Origin of the sequence: Actinomyces oris (assembly GCF_001929375.1) — a bacterium.
GTDB lineage: Bacteria > Actinomycetota > Actinomycetes > Actinomycetales > Actinomycetaceae > Actinomyces > Actinomyces oris_B.
In genome coordinates, this window is record NZ_MSGO01000067.1 from 1 (window position 1) to 13268 (window position 13268).

General features: G+C 71.3%; 12 protein-coding genes and 1 rRNA gene. All 13 read left to right on the forward strand.

The window, feature by feature from the left end:
* Positions 1 to 91 precede the first annotated feature (91 nt).
* The 13 genes from rrf to BKH32_RS12355 all read left to right on the forward strand — a co-directional run bounded on the left by rrf (position 92) and on the right by BKH32_RS12355 (position 13268).
* Positions 92 to 211, forward strand: a 5S ribosomal RNA gene (gene rrf / locus BKH32_RS12295).
* Positions 212 to 951: 740 nt separating this feature from the next.
* A complete protein-coding gene (locus BKH32_RS12300) occupies positions 952 to 1800 on the forward strand; it encodes a hypothetical protein (RefSeq protein WP_075250299.1) in 849 nt (282 codons plus the stop codon).
* On the forward strand, positions 1797 to 2897 hold the full coding sequence (locus BKH32_RS12305; RefSeq protein ID WP_081376806.1) for an HAD-IIA family hydrolase: 1101 nt from the start codon (positions 1797 to 1799) through the stop codon (positions 2895 to 2897). Before BKH32_RS12300 ends, BKH32_RS12305 begins: the two co-directional genes overlap by 4 nt.
* Positions 2898 to 2994: 97 nt before the next feature.
* On the forward strand, positions 2995 to 3249 hold the full coding sequence (locus tag BKH32_RS12310) for a hypothetical protein (protein WP_081376807.1): 255 nt from the start codon (positions 2995 to 2997) through the stop codon (positions 3247 to 3249).
* 1 nt (position 3250) lies between these two features.
* On the forward strand, positions 3251 to 4123 hold the full coding sequence (locus BKH32_RS12315) for a TlyA family RNA methyltransferase (RefSeq protein ID WP_075250291.1): 873 nt from the start codon (positions 3251 to 3253) through the stop codon (positions 4121 to 4123).
* A gap of 143 nt (positions 4124 to 4266) precedes the next feature.
* On the forward strand, positions 4267 to 5226 hold the full coding sequence (locus BKH32_RS12320; protein ID WP_075250301.1) for an NAD kinase: 960 nt from the start codon (positions 4267 to 4269) through the stop codon (positions 5224 to 5226).
* On the forward strand, positions 5223 to 7031 hold the full coding sequence (gene recN / locus BKH32_RS12325) for a DNA repair protein RecN (RefSeq protein WP_075250292.1): 1809 nt from the start codon (positions 5223 to 5225) through the stop codon (positions 7029 to 7031). The genes BKH32_RS12320 and recN overlap by 4 nt, the downstream gene beginning before the upstream one ends.
* A complete protein-coding gene (gene steA / locus BKH32_RS12330) occupies positions 7028 to 8233 on the forward strand; it encodes a putative cytokinetic ring protein SteA (RefSeq protein WP_075250293.1) in 1206 nt (401 codons plus the stop codon). Before recN ends, steA begins: the two co-directional genes overlap by 4 nt.
* Before the next feature lie 58 nt (positions 8234 to 8291).
* Positions 8292 to 9221 (forward strand): copper transporter, encoded by a 930-nt coding sequence (locus BKH32_RS12335; protein WP_075250294.1) that lies wholly within the window; start codon positions 8292 to 8294, stop codon positions 9219 to 9221.
* Positions 9222 to 9310: 89 nt separating this feature from the next.
* Positions 9311 to 10228: a hypothetical protein gene (locus BKH32_RS12340; RefSeq protein ID WP_075250295.1), complete on the forward strand. Its 918-nt coding sequence runs from the start codon at positions 9311 to 9313 to the stop codon at positions 10226 to 10228.
* A complete protein-coding gene (gene murJ / locus BKH32_RS12345) occupies positions 10228 to 11871 on the forward strand; it encodes a murein biosynthesis integral membrane protein MurJ (protein WP_075250296.1) in 1644 nt (547 codons plus the stop codon). Before BKH32_RS12340 ends, murJ begins: the two co-directional genes overlap by 1 nt.
* Positions 11868 to 13025 (forward strand): glycosyltransferase family 4 protein, encoded by a 1158-nt coding sequence (locus BKH32_RS12350; RefSeq protein WP_075250297.1) that lies wholly within the window; start codon positions 11868 to 11870, stop codon positions 13023 to 13025. Before murJ ends, BKH32_RS12350 begins: the two co-directional genes overlap by 4 nt.
* 81 nt (positions 13026 to 13106) lie before the next feature.
* Positions 13107 to 13268: a hypothetical protein gene (locus tag BKH32_RS12355; protein ID WP_430383806.1), complete on the forward strand. Its 162-nt coding sequence runs from the start codon at positions 13107 to 13109 to the stop codon at positions 13266 to 13268.

A 13268-nucleotide genomic window follows, 5' to 3' on the forward strand; every position in this document is an offset into this window, starting at 1 on the left:
CACGCAGATAGTGTGCGTGGGATGCGGTGGCAGTCAGACAATAACCGAATAACCGCACCAGACAACAGCAAAGCACTGCCCGTACAATCGTCTCGGTGGTCACAGCGACAGGGATAACGCCCGGTAACCCATCCCGAACCCGGAAGCTAAGCCTGACAGCGCCGATGGTACTGCACCCGCCAGGGTGCGGGAGAGTAGGACACCACCGAGCACACACCACCGGTATCGGGTCGGTTTCCACAACGCATGTGGGAACCGATCCGATACTGCTGTCTACCCACATGCCACCAGCAACCATCAGTAGGCAGCGCCAACCAGTGCGCACCACACTGCGTGTTGCCGAGTCCCGTTACGCCTGAGTACCTCGGTCCAGGTAGGCTCCTCCCAGGTATTCAAGGACAGCGGGGGAACTGGTGGCAGTCCCGGAGTGAAAGAAGGACCATGGCGTATCAGGACCGTCAGCACGGCTCGGACGACGGCGAGGCAGGTCGGCGTCGCCGCAACGGTGAGCGTCACGGCTTCGGGGCGCGTCGGCGTTTCACAGGGGAGGACGATCACTCTCGCCGCAGCGATCGCGCGGGACAGGACGACGACTCCTACGGCTCCCGGGGACATTCCCAGCGGTCGAATCGTGGGGAGCACTCTCCTCACAACGATCGCCGGCACCGAGACGACTGGCGCGACGAACGGCGTCGGAACGGTGACGGCGGTGACCGTGACAGGCGCGGTGACCGCAACGGTCGCAGGCCAGGCCGTTTCAACGACCGCTCCGGACGGAAGGACTCACGGGACAGGCGTGACGACCGGCGAGGTCGCCCACCACAGCGTCAGCGCGTCCCCGAGCCCAAGGTCCCGGACGAGGTTGAGCCCGCAGACCTCGAGCGGGGCGCCAGGGCCGAGCTGCGTGCCCTGGGGCGCGCCAACGCTGAGAACGTCGCCCGGCACCTGGTCATGGTTCAGCGACTCCTCAACGATGATCCTCAGACCGCCTACGAGCACGCGCGCTACGCCTCGTCCCATGCGGGCCGTGTCGCCGTCGTCCGGGAAACGACCGGTATCGCCGCCTACCTCGCCGGCCACTACAGCGAGGCGCTCCGAGAGATTCGCGCCGCCAGACGCCTGTCCGGCCTCGACCTCCACCGGGCCATCGAGGTCGACTGCGAGCGGGCACTGGGCAACCTCGACAAGGCCCTCCAAGCCGCTCAAGCGGCAGACCCGCGCCAGCTCGACGAGATCGAGCGGGCCGAGCTGGCCATGGTCGTCTCCAGCCTCCGCCACGACATGGGCCAGACCGATCTCGGCCTGCTCATCATCGAGGACGCCATCAGGGCGCGTCCCTCCGACAGCGACACCCTCAGACGCCTGCACTCCGTACGCGCCGACCGGCTCGAGGAGCTTGGCCGGCACCAGGAGGCCGAGGCCATCCGCGACCGTATCGGTCCTGAGCCGGTCGAGGAGGACGAGGTGGAGGTCTTCGACATTGAGGACGACTACGACTCCGAGGCTCAGGAGGAGAGCAACCCTGAGAATTCCGGCGCTCAGTCCGTCCCGGATTCCGACGGGGACACGAGCGTCGATGCAGGGAGCGAGACGACCGAGGCCTCACCGGCCCCGAGCGAAGTTGTTCAGGACGAGGCCACAGCAGATCTCGAGCCTTGCGACGAGCCTGTGGACCAGGATGAGGACGCTCAGTGGTCGCAGTCCTTCGCCGAGCGTGTCGAGGCCGAGATGGCCGAGCTGCTTCAGGACACGCAGGACGCGCCGACGCCTTCCAGCAACGCCTCTGAGGAGCCCCGATGACCATGACCCAGGCCACTGAAACCGCCGCCCCCGCCACCCTGATCGGCAGCGAGCAGCCCCTGTGCGCCGCCTACGACGTCGCCCTGCTGGACCTCGACGGCGTCTGCTTCGCCGGCCAGGCCCGAGTTCCCCACGCGGCCGACAACGTCAACGCCGCCCGCAAGGCCGGAATGCGCCTGTCCTTCGTCACCAACAACGCCTCACGGGCTCCTCAGACGGTCGTGGACAAGCTGGCGGCCAACGACATCACCGCCGAGGCGTCGGAGGTCTTCAGCGCCGCCATGGACGCGGCGGCCATGCTCACCGAGCACATCGAACCGGGCTCCACGGTACTCGTCGTCGGCGGCGACGGCGTCCGCCAAGCCCTCCTCGACGAGGGCTTCCAGGTGACCAGCAGTGCGCAGGACGAGCCGGTCGCCGTCGTCCAGGGCTGGGACCCGGCGGTCGACTGGGCCCTGCTGTCCGAAGGCGTCTACGCCATCAATGCCGGGGCCCTCCACGTGGCCACCAACCTCGATGCGACCCTGCCCACCGAGCGGGGCTTCGCCCTGGGCAACGGCAGCCTCGTGGCCGCCGTCGTCCACGCCTCCGGCAAGGAACCCCTGGCCGGGGGCAAGCCCTTCCCCGGCATCTACATGCGCGCCCTCAAGCGAGCCGGCGGAACCAGGCCCCTGGCCGTCGGCGACCGCCTCAACACCGACCACGTCGGGGCCCGGGCCGCCGGGATCCCCGGGCTCCACGTCCTCACCGGGGTCTCCGACGCGCGAGACGTCATCTGTGCGCCGGCCACCGAGCGTCCCAGCTTCCTCCACACCGACCTGCGCGGCCTGACCGAGCCCCACCCCGAGCCCGTGCGAGTCGAGCTCGACGGCCAGGTGTGGTGGCGAGTCGGCAACCGCAGCGCCCGAGTCCTTGGCTCCGGGCTCGAGCTCCAGGACGCCGGCGCCGTGTCCTGCCCGGACGGCAGCGCTGTGCGTATCGACCTGGACTCCTACCGGGCACTGGCCGTAGCGGCCTGGGACTGGGCCGACGCCCAGGTCCGCCGGGGCGAGGCCGCGGTGCTGGACCTGCCCAAGATCGAGGTGATCGAGCCCTGAGACCCCGGTCGGGGCCCGTGAGGCACCTACCGGAGAAGAAGAGCAACGCGCAGCGGCAGCGCGAACGATGTCGAAACGATATCGATGGGAGTCAGGAATGAGCGGCAACGAGTCGAGAACCGACGTCGGAGAGGAGATGCCGGCGACGGTGGACTCCGCACACCGGCCGGCTCCTCGACCACCGGTGCCCGCACCCCCGCCAGCCGACGTCGCCCTGACAGCGGCCCAAGGGCTCCTCGACCACACCGACGAGATCGCCCAGATCGCTCAGATGCCCCTGGAGGAGCGGGCAGCCGCCCTGGCCGCCATCCACGAGGACCTCGCCGCCGTCCTGCACAAGGCGGAAGGCTGATATGGCCCGGCTCATCCGCATCGACTCAGAGCTCGTGCGCCGGGGGCTGGCCCGCTCCCGCACCCACGCCGCCACCCTCATCACCGACGGTCACGTCACCCTCGACGGCGAGGTCGTCACCAAGCCCGCCCGACAGGTCAACCCTGCCCAGGCCATCGAGATCCTGGTGCCCTCCAAAGACGACTACGTCTCCCGCGGCGCCCACAAGCTCGCCGGCGCCCTGGACGCTCTGGGTCGACGCGGCCTGGCACCCCGCGTTGAGGGCCGCCGCTGCCTGGACGCCGGCGCCTCGACCGGCGGCTTCACCGACGTCCTCCTGCGCCGCGGTGCTGAGCACGTCGTAGCCGTTGACGTCGGCTACGGCCAGCTGGCCTGGTCGCTGCGCTCCGACCCCCGCGTCACCGCCCTGGACCGCACCAACATCCGCACGCTGGAGCCTGAGGCCGTCGCCCCCGCCCCGGAGCTGGTCGTGGGCGACCTGTCCTTCATCTCCCTGACCCTGGTCCTTGAGCCTCTGCTGCGCGCCGCGGCCGACGACGCCGACCTCCTGCTCATGGTCAAGCCCCAGTTCGAGGTGGGCAAGGAGCGGATCGGGCACGGGGGAGTGGTGCGCGACCCGGATCTCCACGTGGAGACCGTGATGACGGTGGCTGAGCGGGCCCACGCCCTGGGCGTGGGAGTCGAGGCCGTGACCGCATCCCCTCTGCCGGGCCCCGCCGGTAACGTTGAGTACTTCCTGAGCATGCACGCCTCCCGCGCCGGTTGCCCCGGGGACCTGCGCGGAGACGAGTTGCGCTCCAGCATTGAGGACGCCGTCGCCGCCGGCCCCGCGGAGCTCGGCCCACGACGACGCAGAACAAGGACCCGCCCATGAGCAAGCTGAGCCCTCCAGACACCACTGCTGCGGCGCGCCCGGCCGACCCCGCCGACCCTGCCGACTCAACCGACTCTGCCGCCCTCCGCCGGCCCTCGCAGCAGCCGGGAACGCAGCAGCCCTGCCGGAGGATCTCGCGCGTCATGCTGCTGCAGCGCGAGCTCAACGACAAGCCCGTCCCCGTCCCCAGGCCCAGTGCTCCGACGGCCAGCGCCGTGGCCCGGGCCTCGGCGGCGCTGCGTGCCCGAGGCGTTGAGCCGGTCGGCCCGGACTGCACCGAGCACGTCGACCTCGTCCTGGTGCTCGGCGGCGACGGCACGATCCTGCGCGCCTTCGAGATCGCCCGCGAGCGGGACATCCCCCTGGTGGGCATCAACACCGGCCACGTCGGCTTCCTGGCCGAGGCCGATCCCGACGGCATCGAGCAGGTGGTCGCCGATCTTGTCGCCGGCCGCTACACGGTCGAGACCCGCACCACCTTGAACGTGGAGGTCATCTGTCCTGACGGGACGGTCACTCGCGACTGGGCGCTCAACGAGGCGGCCCTGGAGAAGCGCGACCGCGCCCGCATGATCGAGGTCGCCATCGGTGTCGACGGCCAGGCCGTGTCCTCCTTCGGCTGCGACGGCCTCATCATGGCCACGCCCACCGGCTCGACCGCCTACGCCTTCTCCTGCGGAGGCCCCGTCATCTGGCCCGAGGTCGAGGCGCTCCTCCTGGTGCCCGTGGCCGCGCACGCCCTGTTCACCCGGCCCCTGGTCCTGGGCCCCGACTCCTGCATGGAGGTCGTCATCCAGCGGGTGGGCTTCGGAGGCGCCGAGATCTGGTGCGACGGCAGACGCAGCCTGGACGTGCCGGTCGGCGCCAGGATCCGTGTCACCCGGGCGAAGCGTCCGGTCCGCCTGGCACGTTTCAACGAGGCTCCCTTCGCCAGCCGCCTGGTGCGCAAGTTCGACCTGCCCGTGGAGGGGTGGCGGGCCTCCAGCAGCGCCGATGAGGCCCACTCGCCTGAGGAGGATGCGCTGCACCAGCCGGTGGTCACCACCGCCGACACGAGCGCCGACGGCGAGAGCCGGCGGGACTCCTCGGGAGGGACGGCGTGATCGAGTCTTTGCACATCGAGGACCTCGGTGTCATCGAGGAGGCCGATCTTCCCCTCAGTCGCGGCCTGACCGCCCTGACCGGAGAGACCGGCGCCGGCAAGACGATGGTGCTCACCTCGCTCGGGCTGCTGCTGGGGCAGCGGGCTGAGACCACCATCGTGCGCAGCGGCGCCGAGCGCAGCCTGGTTGAGGGGGCCTTCCTGGTCGACCCGGACTCGCGCGTCGCCGCCCGCGTCGTCGAGGCCGGAGGTGATCTCGACGACGACCTCCTCCTGGCCTCCCGCACGGTTCCAGCCTCCGGACGTTCCCGCGCCTACCTGGGAGGGCGCTCCGTGCCGGCCTCGGTCCTCAGCGAGGTGGGCGGCCGTCTGGTCTCCGTCCACGGCCAGGCAGACCAGCTGCGGCTGCGCTCGACCGCGGCCCAACGCGCTGCGCTGGACTCACTGGGCGGCCAGGACCACGCCGTCCTGTGCCGCCGCTACGCCCGGGCCTACCAGGCGCGTAGGCAGGCCGGCCAGGAGCTCCAGGAGTGGCAGGCATCGGCTCAGGCCCGAGCCGTCGAGGTGACTCAGCTGCGCACCTGGCTCGAGGCCCTGGAGGAGGTCGCCCCCCGCAGCGGTGAGGACCGGGAGCTGACGGCGGAGGCCGAGAGACTCGACCACGCCGAGGACCTGCGTCGGGCCGCCACCGGGGCCCGCAGCGCGCTCAGCGGGGAGGAGTCCGCCACCGGGCAGGCGCCCGACGTCGTCTCCCTCATCGCCTACGCGCACCGCAGCCTGAGCGCCGAGTCTGACCGAGATCCCGCCCTGGCCGAGCTGGCCGCGCGCACCCAGCGACTGGGCATCGACGCAGCCGATATCGCCGCCGAGCTCAGTGGGTACCTGTCCGCGCTGAGCGCCGACCCGGCTCGCCTCGCCCAGGTCCAGGACCGCCGCGGGGAGCTCACCCGCGCCTGCCGGGAGATCGGCGGGCCTCAGGAGCAGCTCGACGACGTCGACGCCCTCCTGGCCTGGGGTGAGCGCGCAGCCGCGCGCCTGGCCGAGCTCGACGGCCCCCAGGACACCGCTACCGTCCTGGCCGAGCGCCTGGCCGCCGCCGACGAGGAGCTCGCCGGTGCCGGCGCCGAGCTGAGCCGGGCCCGCCAGCGACTCGGCGAGCGTCTTGAGCGGGCCGTCACCGCGGAGCTGGAGGGCCTGGAGATGAAAGGCGCCCGGCTCGTCGTCGAGCTGGACCGGCTCGATGAGCCCGGGCCCACCGGCCTGGAGAGCGTCGCCCTCACCCTTGTCTCACACCCCGGCGCGCCCGCCCTGCCCCTGGGGAAGGGAGCGTCGGGAGGCGAGCTGTCCCGCATCATGCTCGCCCTGGAGGTGGTGCTCGCCGACGCCGCTGCCTCCGCGCGCCCCGCGACCCACACCCGCACTCTCGTCTTCGACGAGATCGACGCCGGGGTGGGAGGTCGGGCCGCCCGGGAGATCGGCAGGCGCCTGGCCCGCCTGGCACGACATCATCAGGTCGTCGTCGTCACCCACCTGGCACAGGTGGCGGCCTGGGCCGACACCCACCTCGTGGTGCGCAAGGAGACAGTGACCGAGCCTGAAGCCCGTCCCGGCCTCTCAGAGACGCCTGGGAGGAATGTGAGAAAGTCCCAGCCGGGACGCACCCGCACACAGGTCTTCGTCGTCGAAGGCCAGGAGAGAGAACGAGAGCTGGCCAGGATGCTCTCCGGGCACGAGGACTCCCAGGCCGCGGTCCGGCACGCCGCTGAGCTTCTCCAGGAAGCAGTCGTGGGACAATCCGACCCGTGAGGAATCCCTTCCGCAGGAAGTCTGCGTCCGTCTCCGAGCACCCCAGCGGTGTCGTACGCGTCGACGCGCGCACGAAGAAGCTCACCAAGCGTCTCCAGCCCGGAGAGATCGCCATCATCGACCACACCGACCTCGATCGGGTGGCCGCTGAGGCGCTGGTGGAGTGCGGTGCCTCAGCGGTCCTCAACGCCTCCCCGTCCATCTCCGGGAGATACCCGAACCTCGGCCCCGGAATCCTCCTGGACGCGGGAATCCCGCTCGTGGACGACCTGGGCCCCGACATCATGCGCCTGCACGACGGCCAGCGCATCACCGTCGAGGACGGATCGGTGCGTGTCGAGGGCAAGGAGCAGGTCATCGCCGAGGGAGCGGTCCAGACCAAGCAGACCGTCGCCGAGGCCATGGAGGAGGCCAAGAAGGGCCTGTCCGTCCAGCTGGAGGCCTTCGCCGCCAACACCATGGAGTACATGCGCGGGGAGTGGGACCTGCTCCTCAACGGCGTCGGCATGCCCTCGCTGACCACGCAGATGAGCGGCAAGCACGTCCTGGTGGTCGTGCGCGGCTACTCCTACAAGGAGGACCTCCAGGCACTCAAGCCCTACATCCGCGAGTACAAGCCCATCATCATCGGTGTCGACGGAGGCGCCGACGCTGTCCTGGACGTCGGCTTCAAACCGACCATGATCGTGGGCGACATGGACTCCGTGTCCGACAAGGCGCTGACCTGCGGCGCTGAGATCGTCGTCCACGCCTACCGCGACGGGCGCGCCCCGGGCCTGGCCCATGTCGAGGAGCTCGGGGTGGAGCACCACGTCTTCGCCGCCACCGGCACCAGCGAGGACATCGCCATGCTCATGGCCGACGAGGCCGGCGCCGAGATCATCGTGGCCCTGGGGACGCACGCCACCCTGCTGGAGTTCCTCGACAAGGGACGCGCCGGCATGTCATCGACCTTCCTGACCCGCCTCAAGGTCGGTGGTCGCCTCATCGACGCCAAGGGCGTCTCCCAGCTCTACCGCACCCGCATCTCGGGGTGGTGGCTACTGTTCCTGGCCCTGGCGGGCACCTTCGCCCTGGCCATCGCCCTGATGTCCACGCCCGGTGGACAGACCTTCCTAGGACTGTCCGGCGCCGTGTGGGACGACATCGTCAACTTCTTCCGCACACTGCTGGGCCTGGCCCCGAACTCACCCACCGTCTAACGACCCCCGCCCATCTGAGAGGCAGCCCCTCTCACGGTCATCCTCAAGGTCTTCAACCATGATCGACTTCCGCTATCACCTGGTATCGCTCATCTCCGTGTTCCTGGCCCTCGCCGTCGGGGTCGTCCTGGGAGCCGGCCCACTGCAGAACTCCCTGGGGACCGCGCTCAACGACCAGGTCACCGCCCTGCGTGAGAACCGCAACGCCACCCAGGCCAAGCTCGAGCAGACTGAGACGGCCGTCAACGAGCGGGACTCCTACATCACTCAGGCCGCCAGCAGCCTCCTGCCCGGGACCCTGGCCTCCAAGAGCGTGGCCATGGTGCTCCTGCCCGACGCCAAGGCCGAGGACGCCGACGCCATCACCACCCAGCTCAAGAGCGCAGGCGCCACCGTCACCGGCCGGGTGAGTCTGACCAGCACCTGGGTGGACCTGTCCCGGGAGAGCTACCGCTCCACCTTCTCCGGACAGGTCCAGGGGCACCTGGGCAGCGCCAACTCCAAGGACGCCAACGGCATTCTGGGAGAGGCACTGGCCAAGGCCCTCACCTCCAACGACGACTCCTCCCGAGTCCTCATGGACATGCTGTCAGTGGACAAGTCCGGCACGCCCTTCGTCACCGTGGACTCCACACCCACTGGGCCGGCGGAGATGATCGTCGTCGTCGGGCCGCGCCCGCAGGCCGCCTCCGGCAAGGGGTCGACGGTCGAGGCCTCACCGGGCCAGGACCCCAAGGCCTGGGCCAAGGCCCTGGAGGGGACCGCCGGTCGGACGCCCACAGTCGTCGTGGGCTCCGCCGACGGTGACGACAACGTCGTCAGCATCATCCGCTCCGAGAAGGCGAAGGTGACCACCATCGACTCCATCGGCCAGATCGCCGCCTCGGTCTCCACGCCCCTGGCCCTGGCCTCCACCCGAGCGGGAACCATCGGCCACTACGGCTTCGACAAGGGAGCCGACGCCGTCATGCCGCCAGTGACCAGGTAGCCCCCTGCTCCTCAGGCTACTCAGGCGCTGAGGCCCCGCCATGGGTGGCGACGCCGCGATCCGCCCCCGCCCTGCCTTAGGCTGAGTCCATGGCTGGCACGATCACGCGAGTAAGCTCCTGCGCCCGAGGCCTGGCGAAGGTGGGCCTCAAGGCGGCGGGCACCGCCCTGTCCTGGTCCACCTCCCTGGTACCCGTCGCCCAGGGCCTGGAGCGCACCAACTTCCACGGCCGCACCGTGAACCTGCGCGGGGGAGTCGGGGCAGCAGCCGGAGCCGTGACGGCCGGGATCGAGGCCGGCAGGCTCCTGCGGGGCAGGACGGCCTCGCCCTCACGGGCAGGGCTCGCCGCCACCGTCGCGGCTGCGGCCGGCGGGTGCGCCGGCCTGGTCGACGACCTCGATGCCGGAGCCCACGACGGGGACACCCCCGCCAAAGGACTCAAGGGCCACCTGACCGCCCTCGCCCACGGGCGCGTCACCACCGGGGCCCTCAAGATCGCCGTCATCGGCTCAGGGGCGCTCGTCAGCGGTGTCCTCCTGGCCCGCCACCGCAGCTCGAGCACCGGAGCACGTCCGCCGGCGGTCGGCGTTCTCGATGCCGCGACCAGCGCCGTGGCCGTCGCGGCCTGGGCCAACCTGCTCAACCTGCTCGACCTGCGCCCCGGCCGGGCGCTCAAGACCGCCTGCATCGTGAGCGCCCCGCTGCTGGCCACCCCCGGGCGCGACGGCGAGCCCACTCGGCTGCTGGCCGCGGGCACCCTGGGAGTCGGCCTCATGGCCCTGCCGGAGGATCTCCTGGAGAACACGATGCTAGGGGACACCGGGGCCAACGCCGTCGGAGCCCTGCTGGGAACCGCCCTGGCCTGCCACCCCCACGCCGCGGTGCGCGCCGGGGCCGCCCTGAGCGGGGTGAGCCTCATCCTGGCCAGCGAGAAGGTCTCCTTCTCCCGCGTCATCGCTGACACCCCGGTGCTGGCCGCCCTCGACGGGCTGGGACGCCGACCCTGATGGCATCCCAGCAACGCCGCGGCGGACTGCTCTCAGTGGCCGGGTCCGTCGCCGGCCTGACCCTCGTCTCCCGCGTCCTGGGGTTCCTGCGCTGGCTCGTCCAGGCCGCCACCGTCGGCACCGGCACGGTGGCGGGCGCCTACACCACAGCCAACCAGCTGCCCAACACCCTCTACGAGGTCGTCGTCGGCGGTGTGCTTGCGGCCACCGTCGTTCCGCTCCTGGCCGCACCGATCGCCGCGGGCAGGCGTGAGGAGGCCACCGCCACCGCCTCGGGGCTGCTGGGCCTGGTCCTGGCGGTCCTGACGCCGCTGTCCCTGGGGCTCATCGTCCTGGCCGCACCGATCGCGGCCCTGTTCCCCACCTCCCAGGGCGTGGACCCGGCGCTCCAGCACGAGCTCGTCGCCTCCTTCCTACGCATGTTCGCTCTGCAGGTGCCCATGTACGGGGTGGCGGTCGTCCTCACCGGTGTCCTCCAGGCTCACAACCGCTTCACCTGGCCTGCTCTGACACCGATGCTCTCCAGCCTCGTGGTCATGGCGACCTATGGCCTCTACGGGGTGCTGGCCGGCGGTGAGGACGCGGCCGTCTCCAGCCTCGCCCTCCAGGTACTGGGCTGGGGGACGACCCTCGGGGTGGCAGCGCTCAGCCTCCCGTTGCTGTGGCCGGTCCACCGGCTGGGACTGGGGCTGCGCCCCACCCTGAGACTGGGGGGCGCCCAGGTCCGGCGGGCGCTGCGGCTCGGCGGTGCCGGGGTGTGGACGATCCTCGCCCAGCAGGTGAGTGTCCTGGTGGTTCTGGCGATGGCCCGCTGGGGCGGGCAGACCGGAACCGCGGCGGTCTATCAGTACACGCAGGCCGTCTACGTCCTTCCCTACGCGGTACTGGCCGTCCCGGTGGCCACCGTTCTCTACCCCCGCCTGACCGCCGCCTTCGAGGCCCGCGAGCTCCCGTCGGGCAGCCCCGGCGGCACAGCTGAGGAGGACGTCACGAGGCTGGTGGCCACCTCCACGGCCCTGGTCACCGCCGTCGCCGTGGCCGGGACCTCCATGCTCCTGGCCGCCAGCGCCGCCGCCGAGCGCTTCTTCTCCTTCAAGCAGGTCGACGGGATGGGCCAGGCGCTGGCCGTCCTGGCCCCGGGACTGATCGGCTACGCCCTCATCTACCAGGTCACCCGGGTCCTGTTCGCCGCCGACCGTTCTCGGCCTGCCGCTCACGCCACGGCGGCTGGCTGGCTGACCGTGGCCGTGGCCAGCGCCGCCTGCGTGCGCCTCATGGCGCCCTCGGGCGGGGACGGGCGCGCCACCCTCGTGGCCCTGGGAGTGGGCACGACCATCGGGATGACAGTGGCGGGGACGAGCCTGCTGATCGTTCTTGCCCGGGTCATGGGGGGCCGGGTGCTGCGCGCCACCCTGACCGCGCTCGCCGCGGGGCTTCCCGTGGCCCTCGCCCTCGGGCTGGCCGTCCGAGCGGCGACCACCCGTATCACCTCCCTGCCCCTGGCCGTTGTCACTGCCGTGACCGGTGCTGCTGCGGCTGCTGCCCTCGTCCTGGTGGTCATCCACCTGGCTGACCGCAGCCTCCTGGCAGCGATACGCGGCGGCAGGCCCACGGTGACGACGGATGACAAGGAGAGATCATGAGCGACGTCGATACCACGAACGAGCCTGGTGCCGGACAAACACCGCAGGCCGGGCGCCGCAGGATCCTCCAGGTGTGCGGATCGGCCGCCGGAGGGGTGAGGGCCCACCTGGCCGACTGCGCCCGGCTCCTGGCCGCCGACGGCCACGACGTCATCGTCGAGGCGCCCGCCACGGTCCTTAACGGACTAGATGTCGAGCCGGCTCGCGCCGAGGCACTCGAGATCGGCCCGCGCCCCAGCCTCAACGACACCCTGGCCGTGGCCAGGCTGCGTCGGCTGGGCCGGCGCGCCGACGTCCTTCACGCCCACGGCCTGCGAGCCGGGGCCCTGGCCGCCCTGGCCCTGGGGCGCCGCCGCCGCGGACGCACCCGGCTGGTCGTCACTCTCCACAACCTCACCGTCGGGGGGCGCCTGACCACCCTGGTGGGGGAGAGGCTCGAGCGGCTCATCGCCCGGCGCGCCGACCTCGTCCTGGCGGTCAGCCCCGACCTGGCCGAACGGGCCCGGGAGCTCGGCGCCCCACACGTCGAGCTCGCCATCATCCCCGCAGTGCCACCGCAGCAGCCCGCCGAACCGAGCTCCTCCGACCCGACTGCACCGGAGGCGGCCTGGCCGCAGGGCGGTGCGCGCCTCCTGACCGTCGCCCGCCTGGCTCCCCAGAAGGGTCTGCCACTGCTGCTCGAGGCCGCCTCGATCCTCTCCCGTGAGGTCGACGCCGGCCGGCTTACGGCCTTCACCTGGGCACTTGCCGGGGACGGCCCCGGCCGTCAGCAGGCTGCTGAGCGCATCGCCGCCGGACAGCTCCCCCTCACCCTCCTGGGGCGGCGAAACGATGCTCCGGCCCTCATGGAGACCGCTGACATCGTTGTCCAGACCAGCCTGTGGGAGGGACAGCCCCTCACCATCCAGGAGGCCCTGCGTGCAGGCACCGCGATCGTTGCCACCGACGTCGGAGGCACCGCCGTGACCGCCAGGGGAGGAGCCTTCCTCGTGCCCCCTCAGGCCCAGGCCATCGCTGAGGCGCTCGGCGCCCTCCTGAGCGACCCCGAGGCCCGCTCCCGCGCCGCTGAGCGCGCGCGCGAGGCGGCGGGGCGCCTTCCCGGGCTCGAGGACCTGGCGGCCCAGCTGCGTCAGATGGTCCTCGACCTGCACTGAGCCGCCCCGCCCCGAGCGGTAGCATCGTTGTGCCCGAGCGCCCAGCAACCACGACGCCGACAGCGAGAAGAGGAGCCAATCGTGGACCACCCGGTGACGAAGACCCGCAGGAGCGAGGGCTTGGAGAACAGCCTCGCTGACACGCGCGAACCGGGGCGGGAGCTGGTCTCCAGCGAGCGGGTCTGGAGCGGGCCGATCTTCGCCGTCGACGCCGACCAGGTGCGCCTAGGGCCTGTTATGTAA

Bases quoted from the DNA above. Each gene is read 5' to 3' on its own strand.
- BKH32_RS12300 (WP_075250299.1), top strand. From the start codon at position 952: ATGGTTCAGCGACTCCTCAACGATGATCCTCAGACCGCCTACGAGCAC.
- BKH32_RS12305 (WP_081376806.1), top strand. From the start codon at position 1,797: ATGACCATGACCCAGGCCACTGAAACCGCCGCCCCCGCCACCCTGATC.
- BKH32_RS12310 (WP_081376807.1), top strand. From the start codon at position 2,995: ATGAGCGGCAACGAGTCGAGAACCGACGTCGGAGAGGAGATGCCGGCG.
- BKH32_RS12315 (WP_075250291.1), top strand. From the start codon at position 3,251: ATGGCCCGGCTCATCCGCATCGACTCAGAGCTCGTGCGCCGGGGGCTG.
- BKH32_RS12320 (WP_075250301.1), top strand. From the start codon at position 4,267: ATGCTGCTGCAGCGCGAGCTCAACGACAAGCCCGTCCCCGTCCCCAGG.
- BKH32_RS12335 (WP_075250294.1), top strand. From the start codon at position 8,292: ATGATCGACTTCCGCTATCACCTGGTATCGCTCATCTCCGTGTTCCTG.
- BKH32_RS12340 (WP_075250295.1), top strand. From the start codon at position 9,311: ATGGCTGGCACGATCACGCGAGTAAGCTCCTGCGCCCGAGGCCTGGCG.
- murJ (WP_075250296.1), top strand. From the start codon at position 10,228: ATGGCATCCCAGCAACGCCGCGGCGGACTGCTCTCAGTGGCCGGGTCC.
- BKH32_RS12350 (WP_075250297.1), top strand. From the start codon at position 11,868: ATGAGCGACGTCGATACCACGAACGAGCCTGGTGCCGGACAAACACCG.